We start from the raw sequence: 18662 nt of genomic DNA, 5'->3' as shown, positions 1-18662 counted from the left end.
ATATCCTATTATTATATTTTATACAAGCCGGATTTACTCCGCAAGTTTTTCAAGCCCTAAATGTTTATAAGCCAGATCCGAAACCATCCGGCCTCTGGGAGTTCTGAGTATCAGGCCGTTCTGGACAAGATAAGGTTCATACACTTCTTCAATGGTAGATACGTCTTCACCTATTGTGGCAGCTATGGCTTCTATTCCCACAGGCCTTCCTTTAAATTTTTCTATCATTGTATATAGAATTTCCCTGTCGATATTATCTAAGCCCAGCTTGTCTACTTCCAGAAGATCCAGGGCGAACCTGGCCACTTCCCCGGTTATTTTTCCGTCATATTTGACCTGGGCAAAATCCCGTACCCTCTTTAACAGTCGGTTGGCAAGCCTGGGCGTTCCCCTGGAACGGCGGGCAAGCTCTTTTGCTCCTTCGTCATCTATATCAACTCCAAGGACTTCGGCAGATCTAAGTACAATCTGTTTTAGTTCTTCCACAGAGTAAAAATCCAAACGATTTACCACTCCGAAACGGTCTCTTAAAGGCGGTGTAAGCATTCCCGCTCTTGTTGTTGCCCCTATTAAGGTAAATTTCGGCAGTTCCAGGCGGATTGATTTTGCAGCCGCACCTTTCCCTATAACAATATCAATTACAAAATCCTCCATGGCAGGATATAATAATTCTTCCACCTGACGGTTAAGACGGTGGATTTCATCAACAAAAAGTACATCATTTTCCTGAAGATTGTTAAGTATGGCTGCCATCTCGCCAGGTTTTTCTATGACCGGCCCGGAAGTAATCTTGATATTAACCCCCATCTCATTTGCAATAATCTGTGCCAGGGTTGTCTTTCCAAGCCCGGGAGGTCCAAAAAGCAGGACATGGTCTAAAGGTTCGCCTCTTTGCTTTGCCGCTTCGATATATACCTTTAAGTTTTCCTTTACTTTTGACTGCCCTATATAATCTGCCAGCATTTTTGGCCGCAGGGTGCTTTCAAGTTTTTTATCTTCCTCCATCAATTCGGTTGAAATAATTCGCATAGCCATGTGCATCTCCTTATAATCTCTTTAAACAGAGCTTTAATATATCCTCCGTAGTCATATCTTCGGTTATATCAATCTGGCTGATAATTTTATAAGCATCCGATGACGTATATCCCAAGGCCATAAGTGCTTCAATGGCCTCATCTCTTTTGCCGAATACACTTCCCTTGTCAGTTTTTTTGCTTTGCATCTCAAAACTTTGTGCCAATACATCTTCCGCTTTGATTTTGTCTTTAAGTTCAAATATTATTTTATCGGCGGTTTTTTTTCCTACTCCCGGAGCTTTGGCCAAAGTCCTGGAATCCTGCGCAAGGATTGAAAACCTCAAATCGTCTGCCGTAACGGCGGAAAGTATACCCAAAGCCACTTTCGGGCCTATCCCGTTTACCGTTATAAGCAGTTTAAACATTTCTAAGTCGTCTTTGGTTAAAAATCCGTATAAGCATAGGGCATCTTCCCTGACGTGCATATATGTATAAACCTTTACGGTACTGTTTCTTGCAGGCAGCTCCGATATGGATGATACCGGCAGAAAGACTTCATAACCGATATTACCCGCTTCAATTATAATATAGTTTTCTTTTATCTCTGCCAACTCACCCTTTATATAGCCTATCATCCTATCGCCTCATACTTTCTTATTTTTGATATCTTACTTCTAATCATAATCCTTATAACATTTCATTTATATTTACATTTATATTAAATTTTAAAAACCAGACTTTCGTATATTAAACCGCCTTCCGGTATTTTCATCGGACATTATTTTTACCTTAGCATTATTTTTAACCTTACCCGTGCAAATGCGGACTTTTCATGTATTTATACTTACAACTTACATTAACGTTGAAAAAACGTTTAATATTTTCTCATATATTTTTATAAGAAGTGGCCGTTTTTTCCATTCTTCCAATGTAATCTCATGGCACTCTTCCATAGTCTTTAAAAGATCGTCTTTTATTGTTTCAACTACACCCTTATTGCAGATCCATACGCCGCATTCGTACTGCAGATGAAAACTCCTGTAATCCATATTTATAGTTCCGACTACAGCCGAATCCTCATTAAGCATGGTTTTTGCATGAATAAAGCCCGGCTTGTATTCAAAGATTCTTACCCCTCCTTTAAGAAGGCTGCCGTAGTTGTAATAGGTAAGTATCTTTACGTTCTTCTTGTCGGGGATATAAGGAGTAATAATCCTTACGTCAACTCCACCTGCTGCAGCCGTAATAAGGGCATCTCTCATGTCATCTTCAATTATAAGATAGGGTGTGGTAATGTACAATACCCTCTTTGCCCGGTAAATCATCTGCTTATAGAAATCTTCTATGGGATTTCTGGGGTTATTGGCAGGCCCGTCCGAAATAACCTGACAAAAAACATCGCTGTCGGGAAAGCTTTCTGTCGGCATAAACTCCTCATAATTTACCGGTCTTGAACTGTCTGATGCTTCCCACATCTGTAAAAACGTAACCGTAAGCCCCCATACCGCATCTCCGGTAATTTTAACCGCATTGTCTTTCCATACACCAAATCTGGGAACAAGATTGACATATTCGTCAGCCAGATTCATGCCGCCGGTAAATCCGACTTTTCCGTCAACTACAACTATTTTTTGATGAGTTCGGTAATTCATATATAATTTATCGGTATATTTATGGATAGGGTTAAACACCCTTACTTCAAAACCCTCTTTTTCCAGATCCCTCTTAAAAGATCTTGGAGTTCTTAAGATAGCACCAAAATCGTCATACAAAAAGAGTACCCTGACCCCCTCTTTAATCTTTGAAAGCAGGGCATCATGCATCCTGCTCCAAAGGGCCCCTTCACCTATTATAAAGAAGTTTACCAAAATAAACTTTTTAGCCTTTTTTATTTCTTCAAATATGGCCTCGAAAGCTTCTTCAGCCATAGGATAATATTCCACCTGGTTATTCTTATACAGAGGAAAATGATTATTTTGCAGATATGTGGTCATTCTTAGCATATCCGGATACTGCTTTTCAAAATCTTTTACCACATCTGGGTCCTGTTTTAAATAATCATATCCCTTGGCTAATTTGCTTAACACAATTTTGTCTATCTTTTTGCCCCTTCTGTTTCCCCAAAGCAAAAACATAATGTGTCCGGTAACAGGAAAAGCTGCAATAATGCAAATCCACCCTATTTTGTATGAAACATTCCTGTCATCGTTTACAAGCCCCAGTATTATCAAAACACTTATTACCTGCAGGAAACTATAAATATATACCGTATTGCCCCTTAGCTTAAGCGACAGATAGATTATTACCCCAGCCTGCATCAATACCAGAATACCGGCAAATATGGCTCGTAAAATACCGCTTACATACATTTTAATATTGCCTTTTACTTCTTCCTTAATATCTTTGCTCAATGCCAGTACTCCTTTCTTCTTAAAGACTTTTTCTCTTAAGTCCAGCAAAGCCATATTCCTTTTGCCGGCTACCATGGTCGGAAAAGCCTTAAGTATTCTGATATGATTCTTTTTTATAACAAGAGTTTGATATATCCTGGTTGCTTTTAATTTGCTTTCCTTAGCCGCAGACAGCTCCTTAATTATATTGGACAAACGAAGCATTGAAAGCTTCTCCAACTTTTCATCCTTATATTCAAGTAGCCTGGATGTCCTAATATAGTCCATTAGCTCCTGTCTTAATTTATGTACCCTGTCAAGAAGCCTGTCAAATTTAACCGTACTGATAACAGTTACGATAAAATCTGCCAAAAATATGGCTGCAATAATATATCCCAGGATTTCACCCATGTTTCTCGGAATTTTATAAATTATCAGATCTATTTTCGGATGAATTACTCTTAACATAAGTATTGAAAAAAATCCCCACAGTACGGAAGCCACCAAACATACTCTTCCCTTTATATTAAAGCGGTATCTGCTGTAATCCCACCATTTTGTATGAAACAAAGCCTCCATTATAAGGGATGTTATATATTCCAATACCGTAGCAAGCAATGCTCCCATTACAAACGTATGAAGTATATTGTCCTTAGACTGCCAGAGGGCTAAGTAAAAAAGAAGTGCTCCCGTACCGTATATAGGAATTACCGGGCCGTTTAAAAAACCACGGTTTATAAATGCCTTCTTTTTTATCGATACATAAGTGCTCTCATAAATCCAACCGATAAAGCTGTATATAAAAAACATATAGAAAATGTAAAAGAAATCATATCCCAAAACGGAAATATTCCACATATCAGCCACTCCCTGATCAGATACGTGATTCTTTTAATATTCTAACACAATAATTCAAAATATGCATTGTCTTTCCATAAATCCCTATGCTAAAATAACTTTAACATACGAAAGGAGATATTATATGATAATCAGGCACTTCCCTGTTGATATAACACTAGGTTATCCTCTGGCTAAAAAATATAATGCGGATAAAATTGCTTTTTTTGATATAGAAACCACAGGTTTTACTGCCAATAACACTTATCTTTACCTGATAGGATGTATATATACCGAAGGCTCATCCATGCATTTAATTCAGTGGTTTGCCGAGGATATAAGGGAAGAAGCCGACCTTATAAGGAACTTTTTTGATTTTATAAAAGATTATGACATTTTAGTCCATTACAACGGTTCCGGTTTTGATATCCCTTATATTACGAAAAAATGTGAAATGTTTCAACTTAAGTATTCCTTTGACAATATTCAAAACCTTGACTTATATAAGATAATATCTCCCATTAAGAAAATATTCGGCTTAAAAAACCATAAGCAAAAATCAATAGAAGAGTTTCTAAATGTTAAGCGGGAGGATACTTTAAACGGCGGCGACCTTATTGGGGTATACCAAAGTTATCTTGGTAAAAAAAGAATCGAAAACCTAAAAAAGTCAAGAAACCTTCAAAGTACTGAAGATGTATTAATACGGGAAAGTGAAAACCTGTTGCATTTTCTGCTTTTGCATAACGAAGACGATCTAAAAGGCCTTGTACGTATTTGCCCCATCCTTTATTACATTGACTTGTTTGACAGGGAATTTCAAATAGTGCAGGCCTCTGTAAATAACGGGCAGTTTATAGTTCATCTGGAATATGATTTTAAGCTTCCTTCCCGCATAAGCTTCGGAAACGAATGCATTTTTATCAATGCATATCAAAGTTCAGCCATTATTTATATAAAGGCTTATGAAGGAGAAATGAAACATTTTTATGATAATTACAGGGATTATTATTATCTTCCCGAAGAAGACCGGGCAGTACATAAAAGCCTGGCTATATTTGTAGACAAGGAATACCGAAAAAAAGCAACCCCTGCCACCTGTTACACTAAAAAACAGGGAGTTTTTGTACCTCAATACCACCCTGTTTTAAATCCTTATTTTAAATTTAAATATGACGATAAAGTAACTTTTGTTGAAGTGCATACAGACTTCCTGCTTCAGGAAGAGAATTTAACCCGGTATATTAATCATATCTTAAATTATATTATTAACCATATTTAAACCCAATTCTGCTCTTAATATACCAGGTTAGGATTACCGATAATAGCTTTCCAGGCCCGATAAAATTTCTATTATAGCCTTTTGATATAGACACGGTTTGGTTAGGGCTCCTATTTTAATATACAGTTTTTTTGACAGTAAATACTTTGTCATACAGCTTTTTTGTGTCTTTAAAAATCACATGGCTGACATTAATTACTGTAATATCTTTCAAATTCAAAATAGTTTTCTCAATTTCTCTTGCTCTTTCCATGTCAAGAGAAGCAAAAGCCTCATCCATCAAAAGGATTTTTGCCTTGTTCAAAAGTGCCCTCGCTATTACAATCCTGCTTCTTTCTCCCCCTGAAATATTTCGCCCGTTGTCATAAATTACAGTATCAAGCCCATTGGGAAGCTGTTTTACGAATTCCGTAAGCCCTGCCGCTTCTATGGCTGCTTCAATTTCTTCCTCAGAGTAATCCTTATAAAGAGTCAGGTTATTTCTAACCGTATCTTCAAAAATAAATACCTGCTGTTCTATATTTCCTATTAATTTATAATAATCTTCCCTTATTACATCCTTCAGGTTATTGCCGTCAATCAGAATCATGCCTTTTGTCGGGTTAAAATATTTTCTGAATAATTTAAGCAAAGTTGATTTTCCCCCGCCGCTAGGCCCAACCACCAGGTATTTTCCGTTCTTTTTTATCTTAAAATTTATATCGGTAAGAACGGGCTCTTCGGAATCATCGTAACCGAATTCCACATTTTTAAATTCTATTTCTTCATTAAAATCCGGCAAAGATACGGATTCCACATAAGTATCGGTGTTTTTAAGAGTCTTTTCTATCTTTTTTATTAAATCCCCTGACGTAAAGATCTTCGGAAGGTTTTCGCTGATATTGAATAAGGGCCAGGCCATCTTCTGAACTCCGTTTATAACCAGCAGTACTTCGCCAACTGAAACACTTCCTTTAACCGAAAAATATCCTATCAATATATACATTCCGAATATTGCACCGTTCATAAGGAAGTTTTCAAGGCTCATGACAAATGACAGCATTCTCTCAATAATAAATCCTTTTTGCTGGATTTCTTCGCTTTTTTTGTTGTAGTCTTCATTTACTTTCTGCTGAAGATTATAGTTTTTTACAATATGAAATGCCGAAAGGATTTCCTTGATATAAGAAGTATAAGCATCAAACATATCGCTTCGTTCTTTATGAGCTTTTTTTGACGGTTTTGATGCTATCATAGATATAACCAGGTTTATTAATATAAGAATAACAGCCAGTATAATCATTCTGGTATCCACGGTTGACAACATCCATATGCCCACGATAAAGGTCATTACCGATTCAAATACCGAATAGATACCTGTAATAAGGTTAGTTTCCAAAGTATTAAAATCGTTGGTCATGGCAGACAGATATTTTGCGTTGTTTTCTTTTTGAAACTCGGCTATGTTTTTGTTAAAAACCTTTGTTAAATAATATTGCTTTAAAGTACTGTTTGCCTTTCTTTTATAAAAATTACTTACAATGCCGACCAGAATTCCCATCGGGACAAGGGCAAAGGCGATCACAAGCATACCGGGTATTTGGCTTTTTAATTCCCTGGTTTGGCCGTTAATGGCTAAATCAAGAAGCCTGGTCATTCGTATATTGGTAAGCCCGTCCAAAAAAGAATTAAACCCTGTAATTACCAAAGCCAAAATCAAATATGGCACTAATTTAAGCAGTTTTTTTACCATGTGATCACCTCCTCAAAATAATCTTTGGCCGGGAAGCAATGTACTTTGCCGTTTTTAATTTCAATTACATAATCGTAATTTTCGGTAACCCCTTCATAGTACCTGTGGCTTATAGCAATAACTGTGCTGTTTAACTGTAAAAAAGTCTTTTCTATTTCCCTTCCCAATTCTTCGTTTAAGCTTGATGTTCCTTCGTCTATAAACAGGATTTCCGCATTTTTTGCAATAGCTCTTGCTATAGAAATTCTTTGCCTTTGGCCACCCGATAAGTTCTTGCCGTTTTCGGCCAGCCTTTCATTTATCCCTTCTTTTCTTTCCTTTATAAACTCTTCAAGTCCCGCTACTTTTATAGCATAATTTATCCGTTCCTCCGGAATATCCTGATATAAGGCAATATTATTTTTTATCGTATCCTCAAAGAGGAAAACATCCTGATATATAAATGCCACCTTCTCATGAAAAGATTTTTCGGATATATCCCTGTAATCCACCTGGTCCACTTTGATATTTCCTTCGTAGTCGTCATACACCATGGCAAGCAGATTTATTAAGGTACTTTTTCCCGCACCGCTGACTCCTTTAATAAGATACTTTTTGCCTTTTTCTATCGTAAATGAGGCATCCTTTAAAATTTGCTTGTTGCCAAAGGAAAAATTCACATGGGAAACTTCTATTTTATCTTCAAATTTAAAATCTTTGGTTCCCCTTCCGGCTTTTACAGTGCTTTCCTCAGGTTTTGCTATCTTTTTATAAATTGCGGTTGAAGCCTTGACTTGATTCCACATGGGAAACGCATTAATCAGGTAGTTGCTTACGGAAGTTGAAAGAAGAAATAATAATGTTGCCTCTGACAAGGCCATACCGTTCTGTAACTGAAAACCCAAATAAATCACCACAGCAACCGAAACCGCAAATGACAGAACATAAATAACGTCCCGCTGCAGATGATTAAAAACATTGGCCATATATTTTCTCTTTTCCAGACGGTTTATTGCAGCAACGCTTTTATGTAAAAATTTATCTTCAATATTATTCAGTTTCAAAATTTCAAGACCGTTAAACGTATTTGACATTTCCGTTGTAAATGCTTCTCCTGAAGTCGATATTTCCTGCTCCAGTGAAGTAGTCTTTTTGGTAAAAAGGCTTGCTAGGAAATACAGTAAAACCGAAAACATTAACATAGCAATTGAAAGTTTCAAATCAAGAACTATGAGAATCACAAGAGAAATAATGAACATGCCTACGTTTATCAGAAAGTTTAAAAAGCTTATAAAAAATTTATTCTCAAAATTGTTAACATCATTTATCAAATTGGATATATAAACATCCTTGGATTTTTGAGAATACTGCTTGAAAGGCATATTTATAATCTTTTTAAATGCCTGCTTGCGTACATCCAGTATGGTATCCCTCATATACCTAATTCTAAGCAGTCTTGAAATAAGGAAATTTAAGGGTGCGTATATAATATAAACTGCTGTTATAAGCACTACCATCTTATAATATGCCAAATCTCTCTTTTCTATGGCACCCATAATTAAAGCATTAACTCCCATTTGGGCGAAATGGTCAATAATAAACATAAAAGTCGCAATTAGGTATAGAATAAATTTTGATTTTCGTGAAAGCAGTAACTCCTTCATAAATTCCCTCTCTATGCACCGTTTTTTCTTTTGCTTGGTATATTTAAATTAACTCTATTCTATATGAATTTATAAAAAGCTGCAATCAACTTTATGTTAAAATAAAATTGATTTTATCAACTGACAGTTTTTAAGAAAATCAACCTATAGTTGAGCTGCACTTTTACTACAAACAGAACAAGCTAAATCTTAAACACATCTTCTTTTAAGCAAAAAATTAAAAATATTCAAAATAAACTTTTTCTTTTATCCTTAAATGATTTTGGCGTAATTAAAAATCAATAATCATATAAATTAAGGGTTTGGCAAACACCAAACCCTTAAATTCTATCAACAATATATTATTCTGTAACAATAATTTCTTTCTTATTATAAGAGCCACAAGCCTTACATACTCTGTGAGGGATCATCAGTTCACCACATTTGCTGCATTTAACAAGATTGGGAACACTCATCTTCCAATTTGCCCTGCGTTTATCTCTTCTTGCTTTTGAGGACTTTTGCTTAGGACATATAGACATAGTCACACCTCCTTAAAATTGTTAAAGATATCTAGGATTTTAGACATACGAGGATCCAAAACCGTGTTATCACAGTCGCAGGATTTTTCATTTAAATTGGCACCGCAATGCATGCATATGCCTTTGCAATCCTCACTGCATAACAGCTTCATCGGAAAACCGATTATGATTTCATTCCTTATTAATATGTCTACATCCAGATTATTTCCTATAATATAGTTTGTTTCATCCAAATTTTTTGTACGATCATCATCAGAAAGATTAAAGTCTATATCTTTAGTAAAAGAAATATCCATCGGATATTGCAGCTCTTTTACACACCTGCTGCAGTTTACTTTCAGGGCTATCTTTGTTGATCCTTCAATTAAAACCCTCTTGTCTCCCAAATTAGAAACAGTAAGGTTTACAGGATCTTTTCGGGCAAAATCATATGAATTACCGTCATAGATGAATTTCTCCATCTCTATCGGTACCGTATATTGCTCCGATTTACCCCCAGAATAAATTATTTCTGTTAAAGATATAAGCATTTTCTCTCTCCGATTAAATATTTTTATGTCATATCTTAGGATTTACACACTATACTGTATTATAACTACTGTGTTTTTATTTGTCAACGAATATTTATTTTTTGCTAATAAGTGCCACCGTTTCTTTTGCTATAGCAAGCTCTTCATTGGTAGGAATTACTGCAACTTTTACCTTAGAATCGGGAGTTGATATCATAACCTCTTCTCCCCTGAGCTTATTTGCTTCCTCATCTATATTAATTCCTAAGTACCCCAGATATTGGCATACATCATAGCGTACCTTAGGATCATTTTCTCCTACGCCTGCCGTAAATGCTATTGCATCAACACCGTTCATACATGCCACATATGCACCTATATAATGTACCACTCTGTATACAAATACATCAAATGCTATTCTGGCATTTTCATTACCTGCATTCATGGCTGCATTTATATCTCTGAAATCACTGGAAACCTTGGACATGCCCTGTACACCGGATTCCTTATTAAGTAAATGCATGATTTCGTCAATGCTCATATTCTCTTTCTTTGCAATAAATTCCACGATTGAAGGATCGATGTCCCCGCTTCTGGTGCCCATTACAAGTCCTGCAAGAGGTGTAAATCCCATACTGGTATCCACAGATTTACCGTTTACTACCGCAGAAATGCTTGCACCGTTACCTAAATGACATACTATTAACTTGGAATTATTTATGTCAAGGCCGCAGAATTCTGCCAGTCTGGCTGATACATAACTGTGGCTTGTCCCGTGGAAACCGTATTTTCTTATTTTATATTTATTATAATAATCTAATGGAAGGGCATACAAATAAGCCTTTTCAGGCATAGTCTGATGAAATGCCGTATCGAATACAGCTACCATAGGGATATCTTTCATCAAGTTCTTACATGCCTTAATTCCGATCAGGTTGGCGGGATTATGAAGAGGTGCCAGATCATTGCATTCTTCTATTGCTTTTATAACTTCGTCAGTTATCAATGTTGATTGGGCAAATTTTTCTCCCCCATGAACGACTCTGTGTCCGACTGCCTGTATCTCGGATAAGTCGTTTATAACACCGTATTCCTTGTCTGTCAATGCATTAAGAACCATAGATACGGCTACATCATGGTTTTCCATCTTTGCGTCAATAACAATTTTGTCGCGGCCTGCCGGTGTATGCTTTAAGCAGCCCATCTCCATACCTATTCTTTCACAGATACCGACAGCTATAGCCTGCTTTGTATCAGAATCAATGAGCTGATATTTTAATGATGAGCTGCCGCAGTTAATTACCAATACTTTCATTTCTCTATCCTCCACATTTTATCTGTTTGCTTGAGCCTGTACGGCGGTAATTGCTACCACACCCACAATATCATCAGCAGAACATCCTCTGGATAAATCATTTACAGGTCTGGCAAGGCCCTGAGTAATAGGTCCGTATGCTTCTGCCTTTGCCAATCTTTCTACCAGTTTATAACCGATATTTCCGGCATCCAGATCAGGGAATATCAGAACATTTGCCTTACCCGCCACATTACTTCCGGGTGCTTTGGATGCTCCTACGGAAGGAACGATGGCAGCATCAAGCTGAAGCTCCCCGTCAAGATTAATATTCGGATATAATTCTTTTGCAATTCTGGTAGCTTCTACTACTTTATCTACATCCGGATGGGATGCACTGCCCTTTGATGAGTGAGACAGCATTGCAACCATCGGCTCTTTATTTACGAGAAGTTCAAAACTCTTGGCACTGCTTGCCGCAATCTCAGCAAGCTCTTCTGCCGAAGGATTCTGAACCAATCCACAGTCGGAGAAGATAAATGTGCCGTCAGCACCGTATTCACAATTAGGTACAACCATTACAAAAAACGAAGAAACCATCTTGGTACCGGGAGCTGTCTTAATTACCTGAAGAGCCGCACGAAGTACATCGGCTGTGGAATGAACCGCTCCGGCTACCATACCGTCGGCATCTCCTGCTTTTACCATGGTTACACCAAAGTATAAAGGCTTTTGTGTAAGCAACTCTCTTGCAGTTTCAGGAGTCATACCCTTATTCTTCCTAAGCTCAACCAATAACTCCACATATGAATCAAGTTTCTCGGTATCTAAAGGATCTACAAATAATGCCTTTGATAAATCAAGGCCTTCGGCTCTTTTTTTTATTTCTTCTTCATTACCTATCAAAACAATATCCGCAATCCCTTCCGCCAAAACAGTATTGGCTGCTTCAAGGGTTCTTCTGTCCCATGTTTCAGGCAAAACAATAGACTTTTTATTTTGTTTTGCTCTTAATTTGATGTCATCAATAAAGCCCATGCTGGTTCTCCTTCCTAAATCTTCTTATTTATATATAAATGCCCATTATAAAAACCCACAAATTTGATTATAGAACAAATATAAAATTGATACAAGTCTTTTTAACTCCAAAATCCTTTGTTTTTATACTTTTTCTCTCTTTTTATACATTTTTTCCTCAAACACAACCATATATTGTATAAAATTTAACAAATAAAAATATAAATGAAAAGTTCGGTATATAGTTTTTGCATCTGCCATAGGCACTATACAAAAATGTTCGGGCCAAGTATAATATAGTTTATCTAACAGTAATATAACTATTTATTATAAATTATAATTTTGGAAGGTAGAAAACCATGAAGATTGTCGGTCTTATTACAGAATACAATCCGTTTCATAACGGCCACAAATATCATATAGAAAAAGCAAAAGAATTAACCGGTGCTGATTATGTGATAGCCGTAATGAGCGGAAATTTTGTGCAAAGAGGAACTCCGGCTATTACCGATAAATATGCCCGAACCATGATGGCTTTGAATAACGGAGTGGATTTGGTATTTGAACTTCCTGTCTGCTATTCAACAAGCAGCGCCCAATATTTTGCCTTAGGGGCCGTTTCACTGTTAAATCATTTGGGAATAGTTGATTATATATGCTTCGGAAGTGAATGCGGTGATATTGATATTCTTATGAAAGCGGCCGACTTTTTTATTAATTCCCCTGATAACTTACAGAACTTAATATACACATTTATAAAAGAAGGCTATTCTTATCCTGTTGCCAGAGCTAAAGCAGCCGAATATATTCTTTCTCCGGATGAAAAAGAAAAAAATGCAGACCTTCTTAAAATAATTTCTGAACCTAACAACATTTTAGGTATAGAATATATCAGGGCTCTGCGACTGATAAAGTCAGACATAAAACCTTTAACTATTAAAAGATATAAGGCCGGCTACCATGATACAACTATTTACACCGATACCGCAGAAACATCTGATGGCGAAAGTAAACCAAGCATAAGTTCTGCCACCGCAATAAGAAATGTACTGGAAAATCCCGAAATGATAAAAGAACTGCCGATTATAAAAAGCAGTGTACCCGAATGGGTATATGATTATCTTACAAAAAATTATAACATCACATATCCTGTTACAATCGAAGACTTTTCAAGCGTAATAAAATATAAACTTTTATCAGAAAGCAAAGAGGAATTGGAAACATATCTTGATTTATCTTCGGACCTGGCGGACCGTATAAAAAATACCGATTTGACACAAAGTAATATCTCAAAATTATCTATGGATATTAAATCAAAAAATGTAACCCTGACCAGAATTTACAGGGCTCTAATACATGTTCTATTAAATATAAAAACAGAAACTATTAAGGAGTACATTGCCAATGATATTATATATTATGCAAGAATATTAGGATTAAGAAAAGAGGCCTCCCACCTTGTCCGAATGATAAAAAAACATGGAGATATACCGGTTATTACAAAAGTTGCAAACGCATACAGACAACTTGATTCTGAAGGAATGAGCATGCTTAACAGGGATATATTTGCTTCCCACCTATATAATCAGGCTGTTTATGACAAATTTAAAACAGTCATCCTCAATGAATATAAGCATGGTATCTGTATACTATAAAGGGATGGCGCATATTAAAATTATGAGGATATTGATAAAACTGCAATGCACGGTTAAAAGAACAGCTAACGTGTTTTGTTCTTATAGGCTGACTTTTAAGTCCGACAATGACGCACAAAAATAAATAGGCGTTCTTTTACCGGTGCGTGAAGTTATATCTGTATCCCCGATAGAATTATGTTAAAACCCCATTTTTATATTTTTCTTGTAATTCTTGCTAAAAAGCTTTTGGATATAATGTATCTTAATAATTTTTTTGATTTTCTGTTCAATAGGGTATCGGTTATTCTCTGGCAGCTGATCCTTATTGCCGGTGCCAATGTTGATAATAGTGAAAAACCAATAATAACAGCAAATGATTTTATAACATCTAAGAGATGTATTTCAGCAAAAACATATTCACCGCCAAGTGTATAGCTAATTGCACCGGAGCCCACATAAATACCGTTAATATTAATACATGCGACAATGACCGAAGCCACACCAAAAGCAATAAGCCAAAAAACGAAAGACAGTATTGCAACTTCCAAAAAAACAATCTGAAAACACTTAAATCTGCTATATCCGATTGCCCTTAAGGTCCCAAATTCTTTCATCCTCTGAAAAAGATTAAGTCTCAAAGTCGACTGCATACCGATTCCAATCATAATGAGCAGAAAAACAGTAAATAATTGAAAGAAAAACTTAAGATTCCGGGAAATGCTAGTATAAAAAACTGACGCTTCTTCAAAATCTTCTGCCAATAATACACTGTCATCAGCACAGATTTAGCAGTGTCGATTTGCCGCTTCCTGATGCTCCTGCAATCGCTAAAAACTCTCCCCGATTAATTTCTAAATTAATTCCTTTTAGCGCATCAACGTTTACTTTCCCCATTCGGAAACTCTTTTTTACATTTTCAATCCTGATAAAAGCCATGCTGATTATCCTCCATATCAAGATTTACAATTTTTCTTTAAGGTACTCATTTACTTAATTAAGATATTTTTGCCTAAATGTACCATATTTTGCCTGGTAAATCAATACATTCGTCAAAATCAATTGCATATTCTTTTAACTTTGTAAAATCCTTATTTCGATTCTAAAAAACCGCACCTTAAAATGTTATCTTAGTAACATTTTAGGTGCGGTTTTATTGAAATCATTATATTAATTATAACTGTTTACTTAATAGAATGATACCAAAAAGTTCATATTTTACATGAAATTCCGAATAATATGATATTTTATACTTAATTTAGCATCAGTTCTTCCAGCTGGTCCAGAAGTTCTCCAAACAGTTTTAATGCCTGATTAACCGGGTCTTTTGTACTCATATCAACACCGGCAATCTTTAGCAATTCTATAGGATAATTGGACCCGCCGCTGCTTAAGAAACGGATATAATCATCTACGGCAGGTTTGCCTTCCTGAAGAATCCGTCTTGATATGGCAATAGCCGCAGAAAAACCGGTTGCATACTGATATACATAAAAGGCTTCATAGAAATGAGGAATTCTTGCCCACTCCATGTCAATTTCCGGATCTATCACAATATCTTTACCGTAATATTTTTCGTTAAGTTCATGATAAATCTTACACAAGGTCTCCGCTGTTAAGCTCTGACCTTCCTGAACCATCTTATGGGTAATCATCTCAAATTCGGCAAACATGGTTTGTCTGTAAAGAGTACCCCTGAACGTATCCAGGAAGTGATTAATCAAATATGCCTTCATCATTTTATCGTCTGTCGTCTTAAGCATATGATTAATCAATAGAGCTTCGTTACATGTGGAAGCAACCTCCGCTACGAAAATCTTATATCCGGCATAAATAAAAGGCTGGGTCTTATCTGAATAATAGCTGTGTATGGCATGACCCATCTCATGAGCCAAAGTAAATACGTTGTCAAGACTGCCATTGTAATTTAAAAGTACATAAGGATGAGTTCCGTATGCTCCCCATGAATAAGCCCCGCTTCTCTTATTCTCATTTTCATAAACGTCAATCCAACGGTTGTTAAATCCTTCCTGAAGCACTTTCTGATAATCCTCACCGAGCGGCTTAAGCCCTTCAGCAACTATCTTTTTGGCCTCTTCAAAGGGTATATCCATATGAATTTCCTTAATAAGCGGAGCATAAATATCGTACATATGGAGTTCATCAAGGCCTAAGATCTTCTTTCGCAATGAAATATACCTGTGCATAAGGTCTAAATTGTCATGAACTGCTTCTATCAGATTGGTATAAACACTTACGGGAACATTGGTTTCATCCAAAGCTTTCTCCAAATTGGAGCCGTATTTTCTTGCCTTAGTAAAGAACAACTCCTGTTTTATATTTGAGCTAAAGGTTGCGGCCAAAGTGTTTTTAAAATTACCATAGGTTTCATATACTGCTTTAAAGGCATCCTGTCTTACCCTTCTGTCGTTACTTTCCATTAATCTTATATACCTGCCGTGGGTAATCCTGACTAAGTTTCCGTCTTCATCCTTTATTTCAGGGAATTTTAAGTCTGCATTATTAAATTTTGAATAAATATTATCAGGACCGGATGCCATATCCCCTGCATCTGCAAGAAGAGCTTCCATTTCTGCACTAAGTATATGGGGTTTACGACGAAGGATATTTTTCAGATAAAAGTCATATAATCTTAAACCTTCTTCTTCCTGCATATACTTTTGCAGTGTTTCCTCGGATATCGTTAAGATTTCCGGTGTTGCAAAGGATAAAGCCGATTCATACTGAACCAGAAGTAATCCTGCCTTATCGGCCAAATCCTGGTATACGGAGTTTGCTGTATCTTCATGATATTTCTGATTTGCATATACATATACTCTATCCATTAAAATCCCAAGTTCTTCGGACAGCTTTAAAAACTCCAGCAAATTTTTTGCCGATTCTGCAAGTTTTCCCTTGTAACTTTCGGCTTTGGGCAACAACTCTTTAATCTGATTGTATTCTTCTTCCCACAATTCATCTGTAGCAAATAAATCTTCAATTGCCCAGGTATACTGCTTTTCTACCTCACTTCTTTTGGGTAAAGTATTGCTTTGTGCCATATAAGATCTCCTTCCAATAAATAAATTTTAAATCATTGAATAATCTAAATATCACATCAATAGATTATACTAAACATCCTTAGTTTATCGGAGATTCAAAATGAATTCTTTTATAAAATGTAAAAACATCCTGTCTAAAGGATTTATCTTGCTTTTATTTATACTTATGTTTTCATATCCTCATGCATCCTATAAAGGAGCCAGTTCAGGCCTTATGTTATGGTTTCTGAATGTCCTTCCTACATTGCTACCTTTCATCATTGTATCGAACATGATGATTATGTTAAATATTGCCGGCAAAATCAGCCGCATACTATATCCGCTTCTTGGCAGGCTGTTTCGGGTAAGTCCAAACGGTTGCTACCCTATCCTGATAGGTTTTTTATCCGGTCTTCCGATGGGAGCAAAATCAACTGCCGATTTATTAGAAGCCGAAAGAATCGATACTGATGAAGGCACCTTCCTGCTTAGTATGTGCAACAATGCCAGTCCTGTATTTATCATGAATTATATTGCTGCAAATCAGCTGAAAATGCCCGACCTGCGTGCCAGACTTTTTTTCATTATCTATGGTTCGTCGGTTATCAGCGCTCTACTTTATCGGACTTATAGAAATTTACATAAAAAAATAGTAAGAATAAGTGAGCTAAGCAAAAAAAATGAAGGTATAAACAGCGAATATGTATCAGTACGATTTTCCTTCGATATTTTGGATAAATCAATAATGAACGGTTTTGAAGTAATAACCAAAATAGGAGGCTACATTATACTTTTTTCCATACTCGCCCAAATTATAAATGAAATCGGTTCCGGTTTTGGTTTATATAAAGCTATTGTTATGGGAATTTTAGAAATAACAACCGGAATCGATCAAATATGCAAACTTCCAATAGACATTAATATAAAAATAGTCTTGGTTTCAGTACTCACCTCTTTTGGCGGATTATCCGGCCTGGCACAAACCAAAAGCGTACTTGGCAAATCAAGACTATCTATAAAAACATATATTTGCGTAAAACTTTTAAGTGCCCTTGTTGCTATGGTCTTGTCGGTGCTATATGTATTTTTTATAAAGAATTTTTAAGGCTCTATATCATTTAGAAAAGTGTTCTCATCAAAGTTATAGTCATCATTCTGATCGTTTGAAACTTCTACATCTTGAGGAGTGTTGTTTTCAGGATACAATTGTTCCATTAATTCCTGCCTGTTTTGCTTTATAATATTGAGGTTGTTTTCTAAGGCATTTATAAAACCTTCATATCTGGATACAGCTGCCTCATATGCTTCGGCCAATACTCTTTCAACCTTACTTAATACCTCGTTGGAATACATAAGTACTCCTGTCCTAATCTGTTCCGCTTCTTCTTTGGCTTCCCTGCGAAGTCTTTCGGCTTCCTGGGAAGCTTGCATAATCATCTCATTGGCCTCATAATAAGCCTGCTGCATTATTTCATGCTCATTAAGAAGCTCTTTTGCTTTTTCCCTGGTATCTGCAAGAATTTTTTCCGCTTTCTTTTCGGCATCGGCTATAATCGCATCTCTGTTTGCAATGATTTTTTGATAACGCTTTATTTCATCCGGAGTTCTGAGTCTCAGCTCGTCCAAAAGGTCATACAATTCATCTTTAGGTACGATAACCTTAGTGCTTGAAAGCGGCTGCATCCTACAACTTTCAACAAACTCATATATATCCTCAATTAATTGTTCAATCTTGCTTGCTCCCAT

Annotated in this window: 16 protein-coding genes; 3 read left to right on the top strand and 13 right to left on the bottom strand. The window is 36.3% G+C overall.

The annotated features are described in order from the left end of the window. Window positions 1–33: 33 nt before the first annotated feature. From ruvB to cls, 3 genes are all read right to left on the bottom strand, one after another. Window positions 34–1035 carry a Holliday junction branch migration DNA helicase RuvB gene (gene ruvB / locus HHT355_RS02880; protein ID WP_103201942.1) on the bottom strand — a complete coding sequence of 334 codons (1002 nt, stop codon included), beginning with the start codon at window positions 1033–1035 and terminating at the stop codon, window positions 34–36. 10 nt (window positions 1036–1045) lie between these two features. Next, window positions 1046–1651 carry a Holliday junction branch migration protein RuvA gene (gene ruvA, locus HHT355_RS02875; RefSeq protein WP_103201941.1) on the bottom strand — a complete coding sequence of 202 codons (606 nt, stop codon included), beginning with the start codon at window positions 1649–1651 and terminating at the stop codon, window positions 1046–1048. Between the two features lie 216 nt (window positions 1652–1867). Then, window positions 1868–4264 (bottom strand): cardiolipin synthase, encoded by a 2397-nt coding sequence (gene cls, locus HHT355_RS02870; protein WP_103201940.1) that lies wholly within the window; start codon window positions 4262–4264, stop codon window positions 1868–1870. 124 nt (window positions 4265–4388) lie between these two features. Here cls and HHT355_RS02865 point away from each other — a divergent pair, with 124 nt between their 5' ends. Next, the gene (locus HHT355_RS02865; RefSeq protein WP_158245869.1) at window positions 4389–5525 is read left to right on the top strand and encodes a ribonuclease H-like domain-containing protein; all 1137 of its coding nucleotides are present in this window, start codon (window positions 4389–4391) and stop codon (window positions 5523–5525) included. 115 nt (window positions 5526–5640) lie between these two features. Here the strand turns inward: HHT355_RS02865 and HHT355_RS02860 are convergent, their stop codons facing one another. From HHT355_RS02860 to pta, 6 genes are all read right to left on the bottom strand, one after another. Beyond that, a complete protein-coding gene (locus HHT355_RS02860) occupies window positions 5641–7257 on the bottom strand; it encodes an ABC transporter ATP-binding protein (protein ID WP_103201938.1) in 1617 nt (538 codons plus the stop codon). Then, a complete protein-coding gene (locus HHT355_RS02855) occupies window positions 7251–8900 on the bottom strand; it encodes an ABC transporter ATP-binding protein (protein ID WP_103201937.1) in 1650 nt (549 codons plus the stop codon). The genes HHT355_RS02860 and HHT355_RS02855 overlap by 7 nt, the downstream gene beginning before the upstream one ends. Window positions 8901–9241: 341 nt before the next feature. Beyond that, window positions 9242–9421: a 50S ribosomal protein L32 gene (rpmF, locus tag HHT355_RS02850; RefSeq protein WP_103201936.1), complete on the bottom strand. Its 180-nt coding sequence runs from the start codon at window positions 9419–9421 to the stop codon at window positions 9242–9244. A 2-nt stretch (window positions 9422–9423) separates the two neighbouring features. Next, window positions 9424–9951, bottom strand: a complete 528-nt coding sequence (locus tag HHT355_RS02845) for a YceD family protein (protein WP_103201935.1) — start codon at window positions 9949–9951, stop codon at window positions 9424–9426. A 94-nt stretch (window positions 9952–10045) separates the two neighbouring features. Continuing rightward, a complete protein-coding gene (locus HHT355_RS02840) occupies window positions 10046–11245 on the bottom strand; it encodes an acetate/propionate family kinase (protein WP_103201934.1) in 1200 nt (399 codons plus the stop codon). Window positions 11246–11263: 18 nt separating this feature from the next. Continuing rightward, window positions 11264–12262, bottom strand: a complete 999-nt coding sequence (gene pta, locus HHT355_RS02835) for a phosphate acetyltransferase (protein ID WP_103201933.1) — start codon at window positions 12260–12262, stop codon at window positions 11264–11266. 338 nt (window positions 12263–12600) lie between these two features. Here pta and HHT355_RS02830 point away from each other — a divergent pair, with 338 nt between their 5' ends. Further along, on the top strand, window positions 12601–13896 hold the full coding sequence (locus HHT355_RS02830) for a nucleotidyltransferase (RefSeq protein ID WP_103201932.1): 1296 nt from the start codon (window positions 12601–12603) through the stop codon (window positions 13894–13896). A 194-nt stretch (window positions 13897–14090) separates the two neighbouring features. Here the strand turns inward: HHT355_RS02830 and HHT355_RS02825 are convergent, their stop codons facing one another. The 3 genes from HHT355_RS02825 to pepF all read right to left on the bottom strand — a co-directional run bounded on the left by HHT355_RS02825 (window position 14091) and on the right by pepF (window position 16937). Beyond that, the gene (locus HHT355_RS02825) at window positions 14091–14639 is read right to left on the bottom strand and encodes an ABC transporter permease (protein WP_103201931.1); all 549 of its coding nucleotides are present in this window, start codon (window positions 14637–14639) and stop codon (window positions 14091–14093) included. 13 nt (window positions 14640–14652) lie between these two features. Further along, on the bottom strand, window positions 14653–14814 hold the full coding sequence (locus HHT355_RS02820; protein ID WP_103201930.1) for an ATP-binding cassette domain-containing protein: 162 nt from the start codon (window positions 14812–14814) through the stop codon (window positions 14653–14655). Window positions 14815–15128: 314 nt separating this feature from the next. Then, window positions 15129–16937 (bottom strand): oligoendopeptidase F, encoded by a 1809-nt coding sequence (gene pepF / locus HHT355_RS02815; protein ID WP_103201929.1) that lies wholly within the window; start codon window positions 16935–16937, stop codon window positions 15129–15131. A 100-nt stretch (window positions 16938–17037) separates the two neighbouring features. On the opposite strand from pepF, the gene HHT355_RS02810 reads away from it, so the two are divergent. After that, window positions 17038–18021 (top strand): transporter, encoded by a 984-nt coding sequence (locus tag HHT355_RS02810; RefSeq protein WP_103201928.1) that lies wholly within the window; start codon window positions 17038–17040, stop codon window positions 18019–18021. On the opposite strand, the gene HHT355_RS02805 is transcribed toward HHT355_RS02810, so the two are convergent. Then, on the bottom strand, window positions 18018–18662 hold the full coding sequence (locus HHT355_RS02805) for an ATP synthase subunit B family protein (protein WP_103201927.1): 645 nt from the start codon (window positions 18660–18662) through the stop codon (window positions 18018–18020). The two genes, HHT355_RS02810 and HHT355_RS02805, sit on opposite strands and share 4 nt — an antisense overlap.

This window comes from Herbinix hemicellulosilytica, assembly GCF_002904165.1.
GTDB lineage: Bacteria > Bacillota > Clostridia > Lachnospirales > Lachnospiraceae > Mobilitalea > Mobilitalea hemicellulosilytica.
Note: the sequence above shows the minus strand (reverse complement) of the source record. Positions and strands in the feature narration are given on the sequence as shown.